The organism is Pseudomonas salmasensis (assembly GCF_014268375.2).
Taxonomy (GTDB): Bacteria; Pseudomonadota; Gammaproteobacteria; order Pseudomonadales; family Pseudomonadaceae; genus Aquipseudomonas; species Aquipseudomonas salmasensis.
Map to the genome: position 1 here is coordinate 1,990,928 of NZ_CP077083.1, position 22,535 is coordinate 2,013,462.

Annotated in this window: 18 protein-coding genes, 2 tRNA genes and 3 rRNA genes; 9 read left to right on the forward strand and 14 right to left on the reverse strand. The window is 56.1% G+C overall.

What is annotated here, in order from left to right; genetic code table 11:
• The first annotated feature begins 77 nt into the window (after positions 1–77).
• Positions 78–2,972: a ribonucleoside-diphosphate reductase subunit alpha gene (locus HU731_RS08735; RefSeq protein ID WP_032879843.1), complete on the forward strand. Its 2,895-nt coding sequence runs from the start codon at positions 78–80 to the stop codon at positions 2,970–2,972.
• Between the two features lie 92 nt (positions 2,973–3,064).
• On the opposite strand, the gene HU731_RS08740 is transcribed toward HU731_RS08735, so the two are convergent.
• The 7 genes from HU731_RS08740 to HU731_RS08770 form a co-directional block, all read right to left on the reverse strand.
• Positions 3,065–4,162, reverse strand: a complete 1,098-nt coding sequence (locus HU731_RS08740) for a hypothetical protein (RefSeq protein ID WP_186608913.1) — start codon at positions 4,160–4,162, stop codon at positions 3,065–3,067.
• A gap of 178 nt (positions 4,163–4,340) precedes the next feature.
• Positions 4,341–5,651 carry a flagellar hook protein FlgE gene (flgE, locus tag HU731_RS08745; protein WP_186608911.1) on the reverse strand — a complete coding sequence of 437 codons (1,311 nt, stop codon included), beginning with the start codon at positions 5,649–5,651 and terminating at the stop codon, positions 4,341–4,343.
• Positions 5,652–5,682: 31 nt separating this feature from the next.
• Entirely contained in the window at positions 5,683–6,408 is a 726-nt protein-coding gene (gene flgD / locus HU731_RS08750; protein ID WP_003193570.1) for a flagellar hook assembly protein FlgD, read from the reverse strand.
• A 16-nt stretch (positions 6,409–6,424) separates the two neighbouring features.
• Positions 6,425–6,868 (reverse strand): flagellar basal body rod protein FlgC, encoded by a 444-nt coding sequence (gene flgC, locus HU731_RS08755; RefSeq protein ID WP_032895649.1) that lies wholly within the window; start codon positions 6,866–6,868, stop codon positions 6,425–6,427.
• A 3-nt stretch (positions 6,869–6,871) separates the two neighbouring features.
• The gene (gene flgB, locus HU731_RS08760) at positions 6,872–7,279 is read right to left on the reverse strand and encodes a flagellar basal body rod protein FlgB (protein ID WP_186608910.1); all 408 of its coding nucleotides are present in this window, start codon (positions 7,277–7,279) and stop codon (positions 6,872–6,874) included.
• A 314-nt stretch (positions 7,280–7,593) separates the two neighbouring features.
• On the reverse strand, positions 7,594–8,421 hold the full coding sequence (gene cheR / locus HU731_RS08765) for a protein-glutamate O-methyltransferase CheR (protein ID WP_014719581.1): 828 nt from the start codon (positions 8,419–8,421) through the stop codon (positions 7,594–7,596).
• A 42-nt stretch (positions 8,422–8,463) separates the two neighbouring features.
• The gene (locus HU731_RS08770) at positions 8,464–9,396 is read right to left on the reverse strand and encodes a chemotaxis protein CheV (protein ID WP_003193578.1); all 933 of its coding nucleotides are present in this window, start codon (positions 9,394–9,396) and stop codon (positions 8,464–8,466) included.
• A gap of 74 nt (positions 9,397–9,470) precedes the next feature.
• Between HU731_RS08770 and flgA the strand changes: the two genes are divergently transcribed.
• From flgA to HU731_RS08790, 4 genes are all read left to right on the forward strand, one after another.
• Complete coding sequence (gene flgA / locus HU731_RS08775; RefSeq protein ID WP_186608909.1) at positions 9,471–10,235, forward strand: flagellar basal body P-ring formation chaperone FlgA; 765 nt, start codon at positions 9,471–9,473, stop codon at positions 10,233–10,235.
• A 141-nt stretch (positions 10,236–10,376) separates the two neighbouring features.
• Positions 10,377–10,700 (forward strand): flagellar biosynthesis anti-sigma factor FlgM, encoded by a 324-nt coding sequence (flgM, locus tag HU731_RS08780; RefSeq protein ID WP_003193581.1) that lies wholly within the window; start codon positions 10,377–10,379, stop codon positions 10,698–10,700.
• Positions 10,701–10,748: 48 nt separating this feature from the next.
• The gene (locus tag HU731_RS08785; RefSeq protein ID WP_186608908.1) at positions 10,749–11,219 is read left to right on the forward strand and encodes a flagellar protein FlgN; all 471 of its coding nucleotides are present in this window, start codon (positions 10,749–10,751) and stop codon (positions 11,217–11,219) included.
• A 96-nt stretch (positions 11,220–11,315) separates the two neighbouring features.
• The gene (locus tag HU731_RS08790; protein ID WP_014719585.1) at positions 11,316–12,065 is read left to right on the forward strand and encodes a flagellar brake protein; all 750 of its coding nucleotides are present in this window, start codon (positions 11,316–11,318) and stop codon (positions 12,063–12,065) included.
• A 59-nt stretch (positions 12,066–12,124) separates the two neighbouring features.
• Here HU731_RS08790 and HU731_RS08795 read toward each other — a convergent pair whose 3' ends face one another.
• The 6 genes from HU731_RS08795 to HU731_RS08820 all read right to left on the reverse strand — a co-directional run bounded on the left by HU731_RS08795 (position 12,125) and on the right by HU731_RS08820 (position 19,059).
• Positions 12,125–13,498, reverse strand: a complete 1,374-nt coding sequence (locus HU731_RS08795; protein WP_032895641.1) for an MFS transporter — start codon at positions 13,496–13,498, stop codon at positions 12,125–12,127.
• Positions 13,499–13,832: 334 nt separating this feature from the next.
• A 5S ribosomal RNA gene (gene rrf, locus HU731_RS08800) occupies positions 13,833–13,948 on the reverse strand.
• Positions 13,949–14,118: 170 nt separating this feature from the next.
• Positions 14,119–17,010, reverse strand: a 23S ribosomal RNA gene (locus HU731_RS08805).
• 247 nt (positions 17,011–17,257) lie between these two features.
• Positions 17,258–17,333 (reverse strand) — tRNA-Ala (locus HU731_RS08810).
• A gap of 30 nt (positions 17,334–17,363) precedes the next feature.
• Positions 17,364–17,440: transfer RNA gene (locus tag HU731_RS08815), tRNA-Ile, on the reverse strand.
• A gap of 82 nt (positions 17,441–17,522) precedes the next feature.
• A 16S ribosomal RNA gene (locus HU731_RS08820) occupies positions 17,523–19,059 on the reverse strand.
• Together the 16S, 23S and 5S rRNA genes with 2 tRNA genes alongside form the textbook arrangement of a ribosomal RNA operon.
• A gap of 734 nt (positions 19,060–19,793) precedes the next feature.
• On the opposite strand from HU731_RS08820, the gene HU731_RS08825 reads away from it, so the two are divergent.
• A complete protein-coding gene (locus HU731_RS08825; RefSeq protein WP_186609152.1) occupies positions 19,794–21,005 on the forward strand; it encodes a site-specific integrase in 1,212 nt (403 codons plus the stop codon).
• Here HU731_RS08825 and HU731_RS08830 read toward each other — a convergent pair.
• Positions 21,002–21,535: a hypothetical protein gene (locus HU731_RS08830; protein WP_186609154.1), complete on the reverse strand. Its 534-nt coding sequence runs from the start codon at positions 21,533–21,535 to the stop codon at positions 21,002–21,004. The genes HU731_RS08825 and HU731_RS08830 overlap by 4 nt on opposite strands.
• Before the next feature lie 157 nt (positions 21,536–21,692).
• Here HU731_RS08830 and HU731_RS08835 point away from each other — a divergent pair, with 157 nt between their 5' ends.
• From HU731_RS08835 to HU731_RS08845, 3 genes are all read left to right on the forward strand, one after another.
• Positions 21,693–21,893 carry a helix-turn-helix domain-containing protein gene (locus tag HU731_RS08835; RefSeq protein WP_186609158.1) on the forward strand — a complete coding sequence of 67 codons (201 nt, stop codon included), beginning with the start codon at positions 21,693–21,695 and terminating at the stop codon, positions 21,891–21,893.
• A complete protein-coding gene (locus HU731_RS08840; RefSeq protein WP_186609159.1) occupies positions 21,890–22,075 on the forward strand; it encodes a hypothetical protein in 186 nt (61 codons plus the stop codon). Before HU731_RS08835 ends, HU731_RS08840 begins: the two co-directional genes overlap by 4 nt.
• Before the next feature lie 196 nt (positions 22,076–22,271).
• Positions 22,272–22,472 (forward strand): helix-turn-helix domain-containing protein, encoded by a 201-nt coding sequence (locus HU731_RS08845; RefSeq protein ID WP_223530193.1) that lies wholly within the window; start codon positions 22,272–22,274, stop codon positions 22,470–22,472.
• Positions 22,473–22,535 lie beyond the last annotated feature (63 nt).

Genomic DNA, 22,535 nt, shown 5'->3' on the forward strand with positions numbered 1-22,535 from the left:
GCTGTAAGTGCTTCAGGACGGAACGGTGGGCACCGTGATGGTGCCCAAATAAATATAGAATGTGGAGACACCCCCTCATGCAAACCGACACAACTCGCGAGAACCCGCAGGGCTCCGTGCCGCAGGCCGCTGATTCGAACCTGGATCTGTCCGCCACTGCACCTGGCCAACTGCGCGTGATCAAGCGTAACGGCACTGTCGTTCCTTATACCGATGACAAAATCACCGTCGCCATCACCAAAGCGTTTCTTGCAGTTGAAGGCGGCACCGCTGCCGCTTCGTCGCGCATCCACGACACCGTTGCCCGCCTGACCGAACAGGTCACCGCGACCTTCAAGCGTCGCATGCCATCGGGCGGCACCATCCACATCGAAGAAATCCAGGACCAGGTTGAACTGGCCCTGATGCGTGCCGGCGAGCAGAAAGTAGCCCGCGACTACGTGATCTACCGTGACTCGCGCGCCAAGGAGCGTGCCGTACGCTCCCCGGCCGAAGAAGCCGCCGTACAAGCGCACCCATCGATCCGCATCACCCTGGCCGACGGCAGCTTTGCGCCGCTGGACCTGGGCCGCCTGAACACCATCATCACCGAGGCCTGCGAAGGCCTGGAAGAAGTCGACGGTGACCTGATCCAGCGCGAAACCCTGAAGAACCTGTACGACGGCGTGGCCCTGACCGACGTCAACACCGCCCTGGTGATGACCGCCCGTACCCTGGTCGAGCGTGAGCCGAACTACTCGTTCGTGACCGCCCGCCTGCTGATGGACACCCTGCGCGCCGAAGGCCTGGGCTTCCTGAAAGTCGCCGACAGCGCCACTCACCACGAGATGGCCGACCTGTACGCCAAGGCCCTGCCGGCCTACATCGCCAAAGGTATCGAATTCGAATTGCTGAACCCGATCCTGGCCACCTTCGACCTGGAAAAACTCGGCAAGGCGATCAACCACGAGCGTGACCAGCAGTTCACCTACCTGGGCCTGCAAACCCTGTACGACCGTTACTTCATCCACAAGGACGGCATCCGTTTCGAACTGCCGCAAGTGTTCTTCATGCGCGTGGCCATGGGCCTGGCGATCGAAGAGAAGAACAAAGAAGACCGCGCTATCGAGTTCTACAACCTGCTGTCGTCCTTCGACTACATGTCGTCGACCCCGACCCTGTTCAACGCCGGCACCCTGCGTCCACAGCTGTCGAGCTGCTACCTGACCACCGTGCCGGATGACCTGTCGGGCATCTACCACGCGATCCACGACAACGCCATGCTGTCCAAATTCGCCGGCGGCCTGGGCAACGACTGGACACCAGTGCGCGCACTGGGTTCGTACATCAAGGGCACCAACGGCAAGTCCCAGGGCGTCGTACCCTTCCTGAAAGTGGTGAACGACACCGCCGTTGCCGTGAACCAGGGTGGCAAGCGCAAAGGCGCTGTGTGTGCCTACCTGGAAACCTGGCACATGGACATTGAAGAGTTCATCGAGCTGCGCAAGAACACCGGTGATGACCGTCGTCGTACCCACGACATGAACACCGCCAACTGGATCCCTGACCTGTTCATGAAGCGCGTCTTCGATGACGGCAAGTGGACCCTGTTCTCGCCATCCGAAGTGCCGGACCTGCACGACCTGACCGGCAAGGCCTTCGAAGAGCGCTACGAGTACTACGAAGCCCTCACCGAGTACCCAGGCAAGGTCAAGCTGTTCAAGACCATCCAGGCCAAAGACCTGTGGCGCAAAATGCTGTCCATGCTGTTCGAAACCGGCCACCCATGGTTGACCTTCAAGGACCCATGCAACCTGCGCAGCCCGCAGCAGCACGTGGGCGTGGTCCACAGCTCGAACCTGTGCACCGAGATCACCTTGAACACCAACAAGGACGAGATCGCCGTTTGCAACCTGGGCTCGATCAACCTGCCGAACCACATCGTCAACGGCAAGCTGGACACCGCCAAGCTGGAACGCACCGTCAACACCGCCGTACGCATGCTCGATAACGTCATCGACATCAACTACTACTCGGTGCCACAGGCGCAGAACTCCAACTTCAAGCACCGTCCGGTTGGCCTGGGGATCATGGGCTTCCAGGACGCGTTGTACCTGCAGCACATTCCTTACGGTTCCGATGCAGCCGTCGAGTTCGCCGACAAGTCCATGGAAGCGGTCAGCTACTACGCGATCCAGGCTTCCTGCGACCTGGCCGACGAGCGTGGCGCCTACGAGACATTCCAGGGTTCGCTGTGGTCCAAGGGCATCCTGCCGCTGGATTCGCAACAGATCCTGATCGAAGCCCGTGGCCAGAAGTACATCGACGTTGACCTGAACGAAACCCTGGACTGGGCGCCGGTACGTGCCCGTGTGCAGAAAGGTATTCGTAACTCCAACATCATGGCCATCGCACCGACCGCCACCATCGCCAACATCACTGGCGTGTCGCAGTCGATCGAACCGACCTACCAGAACCTGTATGTGAAATCGAACCTGTCGGGCGAATTCACCGTGATCAACCCGTACCTGGTTCGCGACCTCAAGGCCCGCGGCCTGTGGGACTCGGTCATGATCAACGACCTGAAGTACTACGACGGTTCCGTGCAGCAGATCGAGCGCATCCCGCAAGAACTCAAAGAGCTCTACGCGACCGCGTTCGAAGTGGACACCAAGTGGATCGTTGACGCCGCCAGCCGTCGTCAGAAGTGGATCGACCAGGCCCAGTCCCTGAACCTGTACATCGCCGGCGCTTCGGGCAAGAAGCTGGACGTGACCTACCGCATGGCGTGGTACCGTGGCCTGAAAACCACTTACTACCTCCGTGCCCTGGCCGCCACCAGCACCGAGAAGTCGACCATCAACACCGGCAAGCTGAACGCAGTGTCCAGCGGCAACCACGGTGATGACTCGGTACTCGCAGCGCCAGCCGGCCCGGCACCTGTGCCAAAGGCCTGCGCGATTGACGAGCCGGATTGCGAAGCTTGCCAATAAGCTGAGCCAGTTCAGGGGTATTGTCCCCCTGGATTGAAAAAGCCCGATAGACCCCGACTGCATAGGGTTTATCGGGCTTTTTGCTTATCGCCTTAGAGGAATGCGTACGCAATGCCCTGCTTTGGCGCACCACCTCGGCGCCCCCACAACTCCACGCGCCCGTCGATGACCGCCATCGAATGGCGATCGTAGGCCACGACGCCGAGCTTGCCGCTCGCCAGCTCACTGCTTGAAGACCGCCTGTAAAGCCCTTTCAAACCCAGGCGATCCAATGCTTCGTGGGGCATTTCGCCGTTGTTCAAACTTTGCATCGCATGGGCGAAGCTTCTTTTTGATTGACCAGGGTTGTCGTCCAGGCCATTCCCTTCCATCTGTGCCCGCTTGGCGCTCGCTGCAAACATGAAGTTGGCATCGGTCAGCATGCCCGGATTGTCACCCTTGAACTGTGCATACCTGGCCGCTTGCTTTAATTCATCCTTGGAGAGACTAAGTTCGAAGCCGTCGCGCATCTTCACGTGATAACCGTCTGCCGTCTCTTTTACCTCCTTGAAAACGTCGGTGGGTTTCTGGCCAAACTTCATCATGGCGCCCTTTATCGCTGACACCGTGACGCAGTTGCCATCGGGCCCCTGGCTGAATCCGCTCCAGATGTTGTCCGGCTTTTTCCCTGGGTTACTTTGATCAGGCTTGTAGTTGAAGTGCTTGGAGCCTTCGGTAATCGGCAGATTACTCATGGGCTCACTGGGCCCGAAATTGCCGGGGCTTGGCCTGCCACCACCGCCTCCACCTCCCCCACCTGGCGACACGCCAGGAGAAGGTGGCGAAGGTGTGGGTGATGTATCGTCGGTTTCCGGAAACCATTCCTTCATCAGGCGGCGCAGCATCTCCAGCCAGGAGACGTCTGCCTCCGCCATCAACGCCTGCATGATCTCTTTGAATTTTTCGTCACCCAGCTCTTCGCGCTTCTCGTTCAGTTTGTCGCGAAGGTCTTGGACGGTCTGGCTCTTGGATGTTTGTTCGGCATCCCTTAGTTCGCTGAGCAGTTGCCTGACCGACTCTGTGTCAGCTGCGTGATCTTTCCCAGGTTCTTCTGACTGACTTTTGCGTCCATATAGGCCGGCGTCATAGTTATTCAGGACAAACCAATGGCTGCCCGCTGGAGCCCCTTCCCACTGCCTGTACATCGCCATGCCTCTCTCCCGATGGTCCGTGGGCGAGATGCGCCCGTGCCCCCGTGCGTGGCGCATTGGGCGTTGGGCGTTCCAGCAGCAAGGCGAGATGAAACAGGCGGTAAACTAGTAATGCGCGCATAAAAAAAAGCCCCTCAATCGAGGGGCTTTTTTGTGTGCAGGTATTTGAGCAGCGGTATCAGGTCATCTGAATGATGGTCTGCATGATGGTGCTTTGGGTGGAGATGGTCTTGGCGTTCGCCTGATAGTTGCTCTGGGCCTTGATCAGGTCCACCAGCTCGTTGGTCAGGTTGACGTTGGAGTTCTCCAGGGAGTTGGCCACGATCGAACCCAGGGTACCGGCCTGCGGGTTGTCATAACCCGGCTGGCCCGAGGCGAAGGTCTCTTTCCAGGTGGTTGCACCGGCTGGCTGCAGACCCTGCTCGTTGTTGAAGCTGGCCAGGGAGATCTGGCCGATGGCCTTGCTCTGCTGGTTGCTGAAGGTGGCGAACAGGACGCCGCTGCCGTCGATCTTCAGGCCGGTGATCTGGCCGGTGGCATAGCCATCGGTGACCGGAGGGTTACGGTAGGTGGCCGAGTTGTATTGGGTAATGTTAGCCATGTTGATGGCGATACCGCCTGGGTTGGCATCCGCACCGTTAGCCTTCCATACGCCGTCAGTCACCTTGCCGGGAACCCAGCCGGCAACGGTCAGGGTCTTGTCGGACACACCGTTGGTGACGACGGTAGTCAGATTGCCAGCGCCATCAAAGGTCAATGTCGACGGCACAGGTGGCGTCGAAGGGGTGCCGGTCGGTGCCGAACCATCAGGGTTGCGACCGTCGATCAGGGTATAGGCATTCCACTTGTTGCCGTCGGTTTTCACCAGGTACTGCACCATCGGGTGTGCGTTACCTTGGGAGTCGTACAAGGTGGTGCTGTACTGGGTGGTGAAAGTTTCGGTCTTGGTTGGATCAAACGGCTTGGCCGTCTGGTCGATCACCGGCTCCGAGGAGTTCAGGTTGCTGCTGGAGTCGACCTTGGTGGACGCTTTCGGCGGCAGGTTAGTCAGGTTCAGTTGCAGGTCGACCAAGCCACCCTTGGTAATCTTGCCATTATCGTCTGCGGCATACCCTTGCAGGCGGGAAGTGCCGGTGTTGTTGGTGATGTAGCCGTCTTTGTCCGCACGGAAAGCACCGCTGCGGGTGTACTCCAGCGAACCGTCGCTGCCCTTCTGTACGAAGAAACCACCACCCTGGATCGCCATGTCGAGGATGCCGCCGCTGCCGTTGACGTCGCCCTGGGTGAACTGCTGGGACACCGCCGCCAGGTTCACGCCGTTGCCGATGCTGTTCTGGCCGGTGCCCAGTTTGGAAGCCGCGTAGATATCGGCGAATTCCGCACGAGATGACTTGAAGCCAGTGGTCGCGACGTTGGCGATGTTGTTGCCGGTCACGTCCAGTTGTTTGTTGGCCGCATAGAGGCCGCTAAGGCCGATATTAAAAGACATGTTTCTCTCCCTCTGCCGTATTTAGCCGGCTCTATGTACCGATAGTCTGAATTTGCGACAGCTTGACGCTGCCCATGCCGCCTGCAAGGTTGAGCAGCATTTCGCCGCCGGTCTTGCTCAGGGTCACGCTGGTGACCGTGGCGGGCAGCGAAGTGGTCAAGGCCACTGCGTCGCCTTTATCGTTCTTGGTGGTGGCGTTAAAGGTGTAGGTGCCCGCTGGGGCGACCTCGCCCTTGTCGTTCTTGCCATCCCAGATAAAGCTCTGGGTACCGGCACTCTGGGCGCCCATGTCAACGGTGCGCACCACATTGCCGTCTTTGTCGGTGATCTTGACGGAGACATTGCCCACCGCCGAGGTTACTGCCACCGAACCGGTCATGCTCTTGCTGGTATCCACCATGGCCTTGTCGGTCTGGATGATGATCGAGCGCCCCACCAGCGACGAAGCCTGCAGCGCCTGCGACGAGCTGAAGTTGCTGGAGATGTTGTTCACCGAGTCGTTCAGGGTGTTGATGCCTTCCAGGCTGCTGAACTGTGCGAGCTGCGCGACGAACGCGCCGTTGTCCTGGGGCGACAGCGGGTTCTGGTTTTTCAGTTGGGTGACGAGCAGTTGCAGGAACGCATCCTTGCCCAGCGACTGGTTGCCCGTCGCCGTCTTGGACGCGTCGCTGACGCTGCTGTTGTTCGTCGCGGTCTTGACCTTGGAATTGAAAAGGTCCTGAACCGCCGTGTTGTTAGACGTATCAACGATGGCCATTATTTGGCGCCCCTTATCACTGACCCAGGGTCAGGACCTTCTGCATCATGGTTTTGGCGGTGTTCATCATTTCCGCGTTGGTCTGGAACGAGCGACTGGCGGAGATCATGTCAGCCATTTCCTCGACCACGTTGACGTTGGGGTAGTAGACGTAACCCTTTTCGTTCGCGGCCGGATGGTTGGGCTCGTAACGGGCCTCCAGGTTGCTCTGGTCTTCGACCACGCCCAACACCTGCACGCCGGAGCCGGCGGCGTCCTGGTTCTGGAACAACGATTCGCTGCCGCCCGCCTGGCCACCCTGGAACATGGTGGCGAACACCGGGTGACGGGCGCGATACGTCTGGTCAATGCTCGAAGAGACGGTCTCGGCGTTGGCGATGTTACTGGCGACGGTGTTCAAACGCGTGGTCTGCGCGCTCATGCCACTGCCGGCAATATTGAAAACACTGGACAGGGACATGGCTTACTCTCCACGCAGGGCTGACATCAGCCCTTTGAATTTGCTGTTGAGCAGGGTGAAGCTGGCCTGGAAGTTCACCGAGTTTTCGGCGTAGTTCGATTGCTCCAGCTGGGCGTCGACGGTGTTCTGGTCGATCGACGGCTGCATCGGCGTGCGATACAGCAGCGACTCGTCACCATTGCCCAGACCCTGCGCTTCGATATGACGGTTGTTGGTCATGTTCAAGGCGAAGGTGCCGTTCTTGGTCTTGTCCTGTTGTGCGGCGAGCACGGCGGAGAAATCCAGGTCCCGAGCCTTGTAGTTCGGGGTGTCGGCGTTGGCAATGTTGTTGGCCAGGACTTCGGCACGCTGGGCGCGGAAGCCCAGGGCTTGTTCGTGGATACCGAGCGCTTTATCGAAGCTGATGCTCATGGCGGAAACCTTTAGGCTGACCTGCTGTTCGTTAGCAGGGTTAAAGCAAGGTGCATGCCAAACTTGCGAAAGCCCGTATATCAAGGGTTTCGAGGGGAGTTGCCGGCGACTCTGCCAGAAAAGCGGCAAGCGATTTCCGCGTAGTGCCAGTAAAGCGGCAATGGGGCTTGCCGCTTTACTCGAGCTTGCCGAGAAAACAAATGTGGGAGCTGGCTTGCCTGCGATGGCGCAGTACCTGCCGACCTATTCATCGACTGACACACCGCCATCGCGGGCAAGCCCGGCTCCCACAGTTCTATTGCCTACACCCAGGCTTACTTGGCCTGGTAGATGATCCCAGGGCTGCATTGCACCATCTGGAAGTGATCCGGCAGCCCATTGAGCGCCTCGGAAGCCCCAAGGAACAGATACCCTCCACGCTTGAGGGTGCCGTGGATGCGCAACAGGATGTCTTTTTTCACTTCAGCCGAGAAATAGATCAGCACGTTGCGGCAGAACACCATGTCGAACTTGCCCAGGCTGGCGTAGCTGTCGAGCAGGTTGAACGAACGGAATTCGACGCGGTTCTTGATCGGCGCCTTGATCGCCCAACGCCCTGCCCCTTTGGGATCGAAGTAGCGTTGCAGGCGTTCCTGGGACAAGCCTCGGCCCAGGGCCAGGCTGTCGTACTCACCGGTCTTGCAGTTGGTGAGCATGGTGCCGGACAAGTCCGTGGCCACAATTTGCGCGCCGGCTTTCAACTGGCCCATGTTGGTTCGCTCGAACTCGTCAATGGACATCGAGATCGAGTACGGCTCCTGCCCCGAGGAACAGGCCGCCGACCAGATACGCAGGCGCTGGCCCGGGCTGGCTTTGATGGCTTCCGGCAACACTTTGTTCTTGAGCACTTCAAAGGGATAGGTATCACGAAACCATAGGGTTTCGTTGGTGGTCATGGCATCGACCACCATTTCCTTGAGCCCGCTGCGCGGCTGCCCCTGGATCCGCTGAACCAACTCACCCAGGGACTTGATGCCCTGCTGCTCCATCAGCTTGTTGAGACGGCTGGATACCAGGTACTGCTTGTTTTCACCGAGCAATATGCCACAGGCTTTTTCCAGGAAGACCCGGAACTGTTCGAAATCCAAATTACCCGTAGACAATGATGCCGCCTCTTAAATCGTGTGACCGCCGGGGGACATCCCCTAGCCGTGATCTGCTGCCTTGATCCGGTCGACTACCCGGGATGCGAGGTCATCAGGACGGAACTTGGCCAGAAAGTCATCCGCACCGACCTTCTTGACCATTGCCTGATTGAATACCCCCGACAACGAAGTATGCAGGATGATGTGCAATTTTTGCATGCGTGGATCGTTACGTATCTCGGCCGTGAGCGTGTAGCCATCCATTTCTGGCATCTCGATGTCAGAGATCATCATCAAGAATTCTTCTTCGGGCTTCTTGCCTTCGTCCGCCAACTTGCGCAGGTAATCCAGGGCTTGGCGCCCGTCATTGAGGGCCACCACCTCCACCCCGACGGTTTGCAGGCAACGTGTGACCTGCTTGCGCGCCACGGAAGAGTCGTCCACGGTCAACACGCGCAGCGAAACCGCCTTGTGTGCCGTTTCGGCATCCACCACGCCAACGGAGATGGTTTCCGAGGTAGGGGCCACTTCGGCGAGGATCTTCTCCACGTCGATAATTTCCACCAACTGGTTATCGACCCGCGTCACCGCCGTCAGGTAGTGATCGCGCCCCGTGCCCTTGGGCGGCGGATGGATCTCTTCCCAGTTCATATTGACGATGCGCTCCACCGAGCGCACCAGGAACCCCTGGGTCTTGGTGTTGTATTCGGTGATGATCACGAAAGGGTTCTGACGGTCTTGCAAACCCGCGGCCCCCGTGGCCATTGCCAGGTCAAGAATCGGAATGGTCGCGCCACGGATGTTGGCCACGCCACACACTACCGGACTGGACTTGGGCATGATCGTCAATTTGGGACATTGCAGCACTTCACGCACTTTAAACACGTTGATGCCATACAACTGATTGCCATCCAGGCGGAAAAGCAACAACTCCAGGCGATTCTGCCCTACCAGCTGTGTGCGCTGGTTTACTGAATCCATTACACCTGCCATGCCCAGACTCCTAAATCCTAGGGGTACGACGCGTACCCAACACTAAACGGCACGAGCTTTGCTATTTACTGAGTATGGATATTAAAACGACAGTTTCCCGACACCCTGGCCGCTCACGCTACCGCAGACTGCTCTGCGCCGCGATGGCGCTGCTTGTCTCGGGCCTGGGCGTCACGGCCCGCGCCGACAACGTTACCCTGCCTGATCTACTTATCGGCGTCACCCAAGGCTTTCTTGAGTTCACTGTAGAAGATTATCTGGCGACCACCCAGACGCCGGGGCGTTATGAGATTCAGGTCAACCAGTTGGACCCACGCTTGCGCATGCCACTGTGCGACAAGGAATTGACAGCCACCCTGGAAAGCCCCGCCCAGCCCATCGGCCGTGTGACCGTAAAGGTGCGCTGTGAGGGCGCCTCGCCCTGGACGGTTTTTGTACCGGCTCAGGTCAAGCTGTTTCGCGACGTGGTGGTCGTGGCGCGACCGTTGAAGCGCACCGGCATCATCGGCTACGAAGATGTGGCGTTGCGCGAGCGGGACATCAGCCTGATCAACCAGGGCTACCTGACGTCGCTGGACCAGGCCGTCGGGCAGAAACTCACGAGACCGGTGGTCACCGACCAAGTCCTCACGCTGGTTCATCTGGAACAGGCCGAGGTGATTCGCAAAGGTGACCAGGTGGTGATTTCCGCCAGCAGTGGCGGCCTGAACGTCAGAATGCCGGGCGAGGCGTTGTCCAACGGCGGCATGAGCGAACAGATCCGCGTCAAGAACCTCAACTCCAATCGCGTGATCAAGGCGAGAGTCACCGCGCCAGGCCAGGTCGAGGTGGCGCTATAGATGACTGGAATCAAATGCCAGCTTTTCCTACACTGTGTGCTGGATATTGAGCCGAACAGGTTTATTGTCAATCGAGCCTAAAGTTTGCCCGGGTATGGCCGAAAACATGGCAAGCGTCCAAATACCCAGAGGTTTTTCAACATGGTCATTGATTTCAGTCGTTTGAATAACGCCCCGGCCTTGCCCGGCAATACGCGCACCGGCGGTGCCAAGGACAGCGTAGAAGCCAAGCCGCAGCCCTTGCCTGCCAAAGCAGAGCAGGCCGCCGCCAGCCAGAGTGGGGAATCGGTACACCTGAGCAATGAGGCTCAACAGTTGCAGAAGGTCACTGACTCGCTGCGCGATCAACCCGTCGTCAACAAAGCCCGCGTGGCCGAGTTGAAACAGGCGATCGCCGATGGCAGCTATAAAGTCGACAGCAACCGTGTAGCCAGCAAGCTGCTCAACTTCGAAGCCGAGCGCTAGGCAAAAGCCTGCGCAGGGCTTTTGGACGCTTAAAACCCAAGGCCAGCCATGCACCACGACGAACATTTGCTCCAACTGATCATTGATGATCTGGCACCGACGCAACGATTGCTCGAGCTGCTCAAGGAAGAATCACTGGCCTTGTACGGCCGAGATATGCCCTTGCTGGAAGAAATCCTGGCGCGCAAACAATCGCTGATTGTCTTGCTCGAACAGCATGGCAAGAAGCGTAGTGAGATTCTGATCAGCCTGGGCCTGCCTGCCGATCATGATGGCCTGGCACAACTGGCCAGCCACTCTTCAGTTGGCGATCAACTGCTGGCACAAAGCAAAGAGCTCAATCATTTGCTTGCCCAGTGCCAGGAAGCCAACCTGCTCAACGGTCAGTCGATCCAGCTCCAGCAAGCCACCACCGCCAATCAGCTGCGCATATTGCACGGCGGAGAGCCTCCGGCCCTGTATAACGCCCAAGGCTCCACCTCACGCCTGGTCAAGCCAAGCACCCGCAGCCAAGCCTGACGCCGGTTTACAGCGTGGCCTATCCAAGGCGCGCTACATACTGGCAAAATGCCGGTTCTTGCGTGTAGTCGTATTTTGCCTGGAGATGGAAGAACCGTGTTCAACGCCCTTAATGCGGAAGATGCACCGCAGCCACCCAAGGTGCTCACCACGCCTCTGGAAATCGCCAGCACGTTGCGGATGCTGCAAGAAAGTCATGACCCGCTGATCATCACTTTCCACGAACGCAGCCAGCGCTTCCAGAGCTACCTGGTGGACATCGACCGGGACAGCAAGACGCTGGTACTGGACGAAATGATTCCCCGTGACGGTGAACGCTATCTTGAGAATGGCGAAGCTTTCCGTATCGAAGGTTTCCATGAGGGTGTGCGGGTTGCCTGGGAAAGCAATGGCACGTTGACCATCAGCGAAAAAGGCGGCCACCGTATCTACAGCGGCAGCCTGCCCGGCGAAGTGGTTTACCATCAACGACGCAATGCCTTCCGCGCCGCTCTCAAACTCGCGCAATTGGTGGACATTCAGTTGGGTGGCGAGAAGCTCAAGGCGCCTATCAGCGGTAAGCTGCTGGATATCTCGGCAACCGGCTGCAAATTGCGCTTTGAAGGCGATATCTCCGAGCGTCTGCAGTTGGGCCAGGTCTATGACCGCTTTATCGCTGCCCTGCCCTTCGGCAGCATGACCACCTCTGTGGAACTGCGCTACCTGCACTTTGAAGACAAGATCAACACCACCTTTGCCGGCGTGCGCTTTCACAACATGAGTGGTTTGGTGCAGCGTCAAGTGGAGCGCTTTGTCTACCAATTACAACGTGAAGCTCGGCGCTTCGATAAAGACGACGATCTTTAAGCGTTAGACGCTGAGATAAAAAACGGGCAGATCCTGATGGGATCTGCCCGTTTTTTCGTTCAGGGGCGTGCCCTGCTCAAGTCATGGGGATGTTCGTCCGGGTCGGGTGGCTCGTGCGGTTCTTCGCTCGTCGGCTCCTCGGTTTCAGGGGCAGGCTCTGGATCAGGCACAGTGACTTGCATCTGCTCCTGTACCACCTGCTCATCCACCCGCGGATCAAGGGCAGCCACCAAGGGCGAACTGGACATGCTGTCGGGCATCGCCACGTGATGCAGCGGTGCGTCGTCGACCTGATGCAGGTTGGTCACAGCCTTGGGTCGAATGCGCCACACCAGGATCAACGCACACAGGCTGAAAAACGCATAGAGCATCTGGCTGCCGAATAGCTTCATCACCACACCGGCCAACAGCGGCCCCACGCTGGCGCCGATCCCGTAGGTCACCAGCAACATGGCCGTTAGTGATACCCGACGATCACCTTCCACATGGTCGTTGGAAAAGGCCACAGCCAAAGGGTAAAGGCAGAACTGCACCAGCGAACAGAAGAAGCCTGCCACGAACAGTACTTCCAACGGCACCTGCGTCATGATTGCCAACGGCAAGGCCGTTATCGCCAGGCACAAGGCAAAGCAGCGAATCAGCAGTGCGCGGTCATAGCGGTCCGACAACCAGCCCAGCGGCCACTGCACGACCAATCCAGCAAAAATGCAGCTACCCATGAACAGGCCGACTTGCTCAGTCGTCAGGCCCTGCTGAGAGGCGTAGAGCGGTGCCAAGCCGTAGAACGAACCGACGATCAACCCAGCGCCCAACACGGTGCTGAGCGACTGCGGCACGCGCTTGATAAAGAAGCGCGGCTCCATCGGGGCCGGGTGCAGTGGGGCCGGGTGAATGCGCCGAGTCATGGCCACCGGGACCAGGCACAGCGCGAAGCACAGCGCCACGAGCATTAACAGCTCAAGCCCCAGATGGGGATGCATGACCAGGATCAACTGGCCCAGTACCAGCCCAAGGTAGGACGCAATCATGTAGCCGCTGAACACTACGCCGCGCTGCTTGGCATCTGCCTGCTCATTGAGCCAACTCTCGATGACCATGTACTGGCACATCATCCCCAGGCCCACGATCATCCGCAGCACAATCCAGGCTGGCAGCCAATCAACCAAACCGTGACCCAGCACTGCTGCGCCGACGATCCCCGCGCAGGTGGCGTAGGCACGAATATGCCCGACCCGGGCAATCAGGCGGTGCCCGAGCTTGCCGCCCAGCACCAAGCCAAAATAGTTGGCAGCCATCAGTGCACCCACCCACAGGCTGTCGACATTGTCTGCTGCCAGGCGCAAAGCCAGATAAGTACTAAGCAGGCCGGAGCCGATCAGCATCATCAAGGAGGCGAAATAAAGGGCTCGAAAAGATTTCCAGATCTGGCGCATCGGCGTTCCGAGCGGCTCCTTGCGGTAAGGGGTAGGGCTATCAGCATGATAGTCCGGGGCGGTTGAGTCCGGACAGGCGGCAGGGCCTGTTTACGGGGATTATTTTGTTTCACAGCTCAGACGCTACGTGAGTGTCTGTGAGGTACATAACCGTGGAGATAAATACACGGCGCACCACCTGTGAACCTTGATCACACGCAAGGTTCGACTGGTATTCGGGTATCTGTATAAAAGGCTTCAATGGAACACTATGCAGGCTTTGGAAGTTGGCGTTCTTTTCGAGCGCCCAAAACAAAACCCCAACTGCTTTCGCAATTGGGGTTTTGGAATTTAATCTTGACGATGACCTACTCTCACATGGGGAAACCCCACACTACCATCGGCGATGCATCGTTTCACTGCTGAGTTCGGGATGGGATCAGGTGGTTCCAATGCTCTATGGTCGTCAAGAAATTCGGGTACTGAGTCGCGGCCAGTTGGCCTCGCTTCAGCAAATTGGGTAGGTGATAGATCTCGGTGTTTTGTGAGCGTCGAACTTTCGGTTCATCTTCGTCTTCACACACCGCAATCTGGTCTCTCTCGCTTTTCAGCTCAGAGCATGCAAATTGCTTGGGTGTTATATGGTCAAGCCTCACGGGCAATTAGTATTGGTTAGCTCAACGCCTCACAGCGCTTACACACCCAACCTATCAACGTCGTAGTCTTCGACGGCCCTTCAGGGAACTCAAGGTTCCAGTGAGATCTCATCTTGAGGCTAGTTTCCCGCTTAGATGCTTTCAGCGGTTATCTATTCCGAACATAGCTACCCGGCAATGCCACTGGCGTGACAACCGGAACACCAGAGGTTCGTCCACTCCGGTCCTCTCGTACTAGGAGCAGCCCCTCTCAAATCTCAAACGTCCACGGCAGATAGGGACCGAACTGTCTCACGACGTTCTAAACCCAGCTCGCGTACCACTTTAAATGGCGAACAGCCATACCCTTGGGACCGGCTTCAGCCCCAGGATGTGATGAGCCGACATCGAGGTGCCAAACACCGCCGTCGATATGAACTCTTGGGCGGTATCAGCCTGTTATCCCCGGAGTACCTTTTATCCGTTGAGCGATGGCCCTTCCATACAGAACCACCGGATCACTAAGACCTACTTTCGTACCTGCTCGACGTGTCTGTCTCGCAGTCAAGCGCGCTTTTGCCTTTATACTCTACGACCGATTTCCGACCGGTCTGAGCGCACCTTCGTACTCCTCCGTTACTCTTTAGGAGGAGACCGCCCCAGTCAAACTACCCACCATACACTGTCCTCGATCCGGATAACGGACCTGAGTTAGAACCTCAAAGTTGCCAGGGTGGTATTTCAAGGATGGCTCCACGCAGACTGGCGTCCACGCTTCAAAGCCTCCCACCTATCCTACACAAGCAAATTCAAAGTCCAGTGCAAAGCTATAGTAAAGGTTCACGGGGTCTTTCCGTCTAGCCGCGGATACACTGCATCTTCACAGCGATTTCAATTTCACTGAGTCTCGGGTGGAGACAGCGCCGCCATCGTTACGCCATTCGTGCAGGTCGGAACTTACCCGACAAGGAATTTCGCTACCTTAGGACCGTTATAGTTACGGCCGCCGTTTACCGGGGCTTCGATCAAGAGCTTCGCGTTAGCTAACCCCATCAATTAACCTTCCGGCACCGGGCAGGCGTCACACCCTATACGTCCACTTTCGTGTTTGCAGAGTGCTGTGTTTTTAATAAACAGTCGCAGCGGCCTGGTATCTTCGACCGGCATGAGCTTACGGAGCAAGTCCTTCACCCTCACCGGCGCACCTTCTCCCGAAGTTACGGTGCCATTTTGCCTAGTTCCTTCACCCGAGTTCTCTCAAGCGCCTTGGTATTCTCTACCCAACCACCTGTGTCGGTTTGGGGTACGGTTCCTGGTTACCTGAAGCTTAGAAGCTTTTCTTGGAAGCATGGCATCAACCACTTCGTTACCTAAAAGGTAACTCGTCATCAGCTCTCGGCCTTAGAATCCCGGATTTACCTAAGATTCCAGCCTACCACCTTAAACTTGGACAACCAACGCCAAGCTGGCCTAGCCTTCTCCGTCCCTCCATCGCAATAACCAGAAGTACAGGAATATTAACCTGTTTTCCATCGACTACGCTTTTCAGCCTCGCCTTAGGGACCGACTAACCCTGCGTCGATTAACGTTGCGCAGGAAACCTTGGTCTTTCGGCGTGGGTGTTTTTCACACCCATTATCGTTACTCATGTCAGCATTCGCACTTCTGATACCTCCAGCAAGCTTCTCAACTCACCTTCACAGGCTTACAGAACGCTCCTCTACCGCATCACTTACGTGATACCCGTAGCTTCGGTGTATGGTTTGAGCCCCGTTACATCTTCCGCGCAGGCCGACTCGACTAGTGAGCTATTACGCTTTCTTTAAAGGGTGGCTGCTTCTAAGCCAACCTCCTAGCTGTCTAAGCCTTCCCACATCGTTTCCCACTTAACCATAACTTTGGGACCTTAGCTGACGGTCTGGGTTGTTTCCCTTTTCACGACGGACGTTAGCACCCGCCGTGTGTCTCCCATGCTCGGCACTTGTAGGTATTCGGAGTTTGCATCGGTTTGGTAAGTCGGGATGACCCCCTAGCCGAAACAGTGCTCTACCCCCTACAGTGATACATGAGGCGCTACCTAAATAGCTTTCGAGGAGAACCAGCTATCTCCGAGCTTGATTAGCCTTTCACTCCGATCCACAGGTCATCCGCTAACTTTTCAACGGTAGTCGGTTCGGTCCTCCAGTTAGTGTTACCCAACCTTCAACCTGCCCATGGATAGATCGCCCGGTTTCGGGTCTATTCCCAGCGACTAGACGCCCTATTAAGACTCGCTTTCGCTACGCCTCCCCTATTCGGTTAAGCTCGCCACTGAAAATAAGTCGCTGACCCATTATACAAAAGGTACGCAGTCACCCAACAAAGTGGGCTCCCACTGCTTGTACGCATACGGTTTCAGGATCTATTTCACTCCCCTCTCCGGGGTTCTTTTCGCCTTTCCCTCACGGTACTAGTTCACTATCGGTCAGTCAGTAGTATTTAGCCTTGGAGGATGGTCCCCCCATATTCAGACAAAGTTTCTCGTGCTCCGTCCTACTCGATTTCATGACTAAGAGATTTTCGCGTACAGGGCTATCACCCACTATGGCCGCACTTTCCAGAGCGTTCCGCTAATCTCAAAGCCACTTAAGGGCTAGTCCCCGTTCGCTCGCCACTACTAAGGGAATCTCGGTTGATTTCTTTTCCTCAGGGTACTTAGATGTTTCAGTTCCCCTGGTTCGCCTCTTGCACCTATGTATTCAGTACAAGATAACCATCTTATGATGGCTGGGTTCCCCCATTCAGACATCTCCGGATCAAAGTCTGTTTGCCGACTCCCCGAAGCTTTTCGCAGGCTACCACGTCTTTCATCGCCTCTGACTGCCAAGGCATCCACCGTATGCGCTTCTTCACTTGACCATATAACCCCAAGCAATCTGGTTATACTGTGAAGACGACATTCGCCGAAAATTCGAATTTCTCAGTTAAGAGAACTCACAAATTTTACCTTAGCCTGATCCGTTACCAGTGAAAGTAACGTTCAGTCTATCTTTCTATCACATACCCAAATTTTTAAAGAACGAACTAGTCAAAGACTAGAAATCAACATTCACCATCACAACAATGGAATGCTCATTTCTAAGCTTTATACAAACAGAAGCAGTAGTGGTGGAGCCAAACGGGATCGAACCGTTGACCTCCTGCGTGCAAGGCAGGCGCTCTCCCAGCTGAGCTATGGCCCCGTATTTCTACAGGCGTTTCCCACACAAAATTGGTGGGTCTGGGCAGATTCGAACTGCCGACCTCACCCTTATCAGGGGTGCGCTCTAACCAACTGAGCTACAGACCCAATTTCGGGCTGCTTCTTTTCGTCTTCTTCAATGAATCAAGCAATTCGTGTGGGAACTTATGGAGCAGCTGATGTCGTCGATTAAGGAGGTGATCCAGCCGCAGGTTCCCCTACGGCTACCTTGTTACGACTTCACCCCAGTCATGAATCACACCGTGGTAACCGTCCTCCCGAAGGTTAGACTAGCTACTTCTGGTGCAACCCACTCCCATGGTGTGACGGGCGGTGTGTACAAGGCCCGGGAACGTATTCACCGCGACATTCTGATTCGCGATTACTAGCGATTCCGACTTCACGCAGTCGAGTTGCAGACTGCGATCCGGACTACGATCGGTTTTATGGGATTAGCTCCACCTCGCGGCTTGGCAACCCTCTGTACCGACCATTGTAGCACGTGTGTAGCCCAGGCCGTAAGGGCCATGATGACTTGACGTCATCCCCACCTTCCTCCGGTTTGTCACCGGCAGTCTCCTTAGAGTGCCCACCATTACGTGCTGGTAACTAAGGACAAGGGTTGCGCTCGTTACGGGACTTAACCCAACATCTCACGACACGAGCTGACGACAGCCATGCAGCACCTGTCTCAATGTTCCCGAAGGCACCAATCTATCTCTAGAAAGTTCATTGGATGTCAAGGCCTGGTAAGGTTCTTCGCGTTGCTTCGAATTAAACCACATGCTCCACCGCTTGTGCGGGCCCCCGTCAATTCATTTGAGTTTTAACCTTGCGGCCGTACTCCCCAGGCGGTCAACTTAATGCGTTAGCTGCGCCACTAAAAGCTCAAGGCTTCCAACGGCTAGTTGACATCGTTTACGGCGTGGACTACCAGGGTATCTAATCCTGTTTGCTCCCCACGCTTTCGCACCTCAGTGTCAGTATTAGTCCAGGTGGTCGCCTTCGCCACTGGTGTTCCTTCCTATATCTACGCATTTCACCGCTACACAGGAAATTCCACCACCCTCTACCATACTCTAGTCAGTCAGTTTTGAATGCAGTTCCCAGGTTGAGCCCGGGGATTTCACATCCAACTTAACAAACCACCTACGCGCGCTTTACGCCCAGTAATTCCGATTAACGCTTGCACCCTCTGTATTACCGCGGCTGCTGGCACAGAGTTAGCCGGTGCTTATTCTGTCGGTAACGTCAAAATTGCAGAGTATTAATCTACAACCCTTCCTCCCAACTTAAAGTGCTTTACAATCCGAAGACCTTCTTCACACACGCGGCATGGCTGGATCAGGCTTTCGCCCATTGTCCAATATTCCCCACTGCTGCCTCCCGTAGGAGTCTGGACCGTGTCTCAGTTCCAGTGTGACTGATCATCCTCTCAGACCAGTTACGGATCGTCGCCTTGGTGAGCCATTACCTCACCAACTAGCTAATCCGACCTAGGCTCATCTGATAGCGCAAGGCCCGAAGGTCCCCTGCTTTCTCCCGTAGGACGTATGCGGTATTAGCGTCCGTTTCCGAACGTTATCCCCCACTACCAGGCAGATTCCTAGGCATTACTCACCCGTCCGCCGCTCTCAAGAGAAGCAAGCTTCTCTCTACCGCTCGACTTGCATGTGTTAGGCCTGCCGCCAGCGTTCAATCTGAGCCATGATCAAACTCTTCAGTTCAAACATCTTTGGGTTTTTAAGAAACCCTAAACTTGGCTCAGCAATCGTTGGTTACATCTTTGATTTCTCGCGGAGTAACTTGTGATGCTGATAATCTTGTTGACTATCAGTCTGACCCCACAAGCACCCACACGAATTGCTTGATTCAGTTTTTAAAGAGCGGTTGGTTAAGATCTTTCGTCTCAACCGAGGCGCGCATTCTACAGCAGCCTCATTTGCTGTCAAGTGGTTATTTTCAGAAGTTTTCGAAGATTTCTTCAACAACTTCAACCACTTGCGCTTGCGATCTCTCGTAAGCGGGAGGCGAATTCTACAGGGATCGCCATGGACGTCAACCCCTTATCTTAAAAAAAGCGAAACACTTACTCGCCTATAAAATCAGGGTGCCCCACCGCCTCTTCTATATAGAAGGAGCGCACAACCTAAGGACGTGCATTATCCCCACCCACACAAATGCATCTGGATCTCAACCGAAAGAAGCGCGGCTGGATCCCGCACAGGCGAGGAACGAGGATGACTGTTGTTGAGACCGGCGAATACCAGGAGGGGAAAGCTTTACAGAGATGGTGTCCCAGGGCCGGTTCGAACGGCCAACCTTCCCCTAGGAGGGTTAATTTCGACCCAGCAGGCACAGCAACAAGCCCAGTATTACTGGGCCTTTTAGTCCCATTGAGTCCGTGAACATCGAGCGGTATAGTGCTTTTTGCTGCCACCCTGCTGTCACGGACGAACCCTTGAAATCCAAAATCACTCAGAAGCTAATTGGCAGCCTAGCCGCCGAGGCGAAAGCATACCGCGTGCATGACACAGTGCAACCCGGCTTCTTCATTCGCGTGCTGCCCAGCGGCCACAAGTCCTACATGGTCACTTGGGGCCGAAACAAGAACGCCACCCTCGGGCGTGTCGGCGTGCTTACCCTTGACCAAGCCCGAACCGAGGCCGCCCAGTACTTAGCCGATGCGCACGCCCACGGCGAGCCCCTGGCCATAGCCCAGGGGCGCAAGGGGTCAGCCCTGCCCTCGCTGCGCGATTTCATCGACGACACCTATATGCCGTGGTTCAAAGCTCATCACAAAGGCCGCGAGAAGACACAACACACCCTCAGCAATAACTTTGAAGCAATCATGTCCCAGCGCTTGGACGCGATAACCGTGCGGGACCTGGAGCAGATCCGCACAGGATGGATGCAGGCCGGCAACAAGCCTTCAACGGTGAACCGCAAGATGGGTTCAATCAGCGGGGTATTCAGTCGTGCCGTTGAGTGGGAGTACATCGATACACATCCGCTGGCCAAGCTGAAACAGCTCAAAGTCGATTCAAAGGGAGTGATTCGCTACCTGGCTGCTGACGAGACCAAGCGCCTACGCGATGCCCTGGACGCTCGACAGGATGAAATGAGGGCCGAGCGAGAGAGTGCAAACGCCTGGCGGACGGACCGCCACAGAGAGCCGATGCCAAGCCTGCTGCAACTGCCCTTCACCGATCACCTGAAGCCAATGGTGTTGGTATCGTTGAATACCGGCATGAGGCGCGGAGAGCTGTTCGACCTGAAATTGTCAGCGGTGAACTTCGACACGAAGACAATCACAGTCGCCGGGGCCACCACCAAGACAAGCGATACGCGCCACATCCCGATGAACAAGGAGACTATTGGTGTGCTGGAAGCCTGGAAGAAGCAGGTGAGCAAGTCGCCGTATGTTTTCCCAGGCCAGGGCGGCGGTCGCTTTGAGGACGTCAAAAGCGCCTGGCTCAAGTTGCTTGAGCGGGCGCAGATCGACGGATTCCGCTGGCACGATATGCGTCACGACTTTGCGTCACGCCTGGTGATGGCCGGCGTACCGCTCAACACAGTACGGGATCTGCTGGGGCACGCCGATATCAAGATGACGTTACGCTATGCGCACCTGGCACTAGGAACGAAGGCTGCTGCGGTGGAGCTGATTTAACGGTAAGCCTCTAGATCAGCCAAAAAGTCATCGCCAAAATAATGTTGTATGTCCCCCTCCGTGATCACGGTGCTAAGGCCGCGCCGTGGCCATTCTGACAACTCCACCCCCCTCTCTTTGATCAACGGCCAACACAATTTGATCAAAGGGATGTTCGGGACAAAGTCGCTCAGGACAGTGCTTGCCTTACCGTCTCCAAGGACCATGAAAATTCCGGACGACTTGATCAGCGTCCAAATGCAATTCTCCTCATGATTCAGTGTATGGGGAGAGAGCATACCCAAAGAAGTAATCCTGTCCGCCTCGTCTGGGGACCAGGCTAAATCCATCAGCTCATAGAGCGATATCTCATCACCCGCGGGAGTCTTGATGCTCTGCGTTTTCAACGCCTGCATCACCGACCACTCGATCACACCAGTAATCGACCTTTTTTGTTCGCGCGCAAGCAAATCAATCGCAAATCTTATCTTCGGCTCGATCCGGAGAGAAACGTTGACGGTGGGCTGTTCTGCTTTTTTGGGTCTAGCCATTCGTGCGCCTCCTGAATGGCGGGCACTTTGCTGCGACAGCTTTATCCTGTCAATCCCATTGAATGCGGTTGTGTGCCGCAATAGCTTGCACTTAACGCTTTATAATCTTAGTCTTCTCATGCCAGCCCCCTTTTTTCCCAAATACTGGAGAGCAGTAATGAACCAAGCAGTCCAAATACCCCCCCTATCTGTAAGTGTTGAAGAGGGTGGCCGCCAGGTCGGCTGCTCCCGTTCAGCGATGTATGAGCTGATTGCAAAGGGTGAAATCAGAAGCTTCAAAGTGAGCAGGCGCCGCCTGATCCTGATGACCGAACTCAAAGCTTGGATTGAACGCGCCGCAAAGGATGGCGCTAGATGACCATCGAATTTACCGACAACGAACACCTGATGCTCCAGCTAGCCTGCGACACATTCCGGGCTATGCAGGGGATGGATACAAACACCACCGAATATGAACGCCTAAGCAAGCGCTGGGATCAGGAGAAGTCCGCTGCGCTATGGCTTGTGCTGAGCCGTTTTATTGATGAGCCAAGCGTATGAGCATCACCCTAAATCACGCAGTAAGGGATGGTTGCTCAGGGAGGCGCAAAAAAACCAAAGGGAAAGTAATGCGCAGGACTGCGCGAGGGATTGCCAAGGCGGTGCTCGAACACCGCCTTAGCGAAAACACACTGGATAGCACCAACGTGAAGGGCAAACTATGACACGCCATTCTTCAACCGAGCAAGACCGCAAAATGATTGAGGCGCTGAGAAACGGCCCAGTATCAACCATAGAAGCTGCAAAGGACTTGGATATAGTCCAACCGCCAAACACGATCCGCCGCCTCAGGAAAAAGGGTTTTGAGATCCGCACCTATTGGACACATCAGTCTACTGAGCCAGGCAGACCACCTCACAGAGTGGCCAAATACATATTGATGCGTGAAGCTTCCTAAAAAGAGCTGAACAAGCGGGCCTCACTCAGTAGAGGCCTTTTTTATGAGATCCTAAATCGTCGG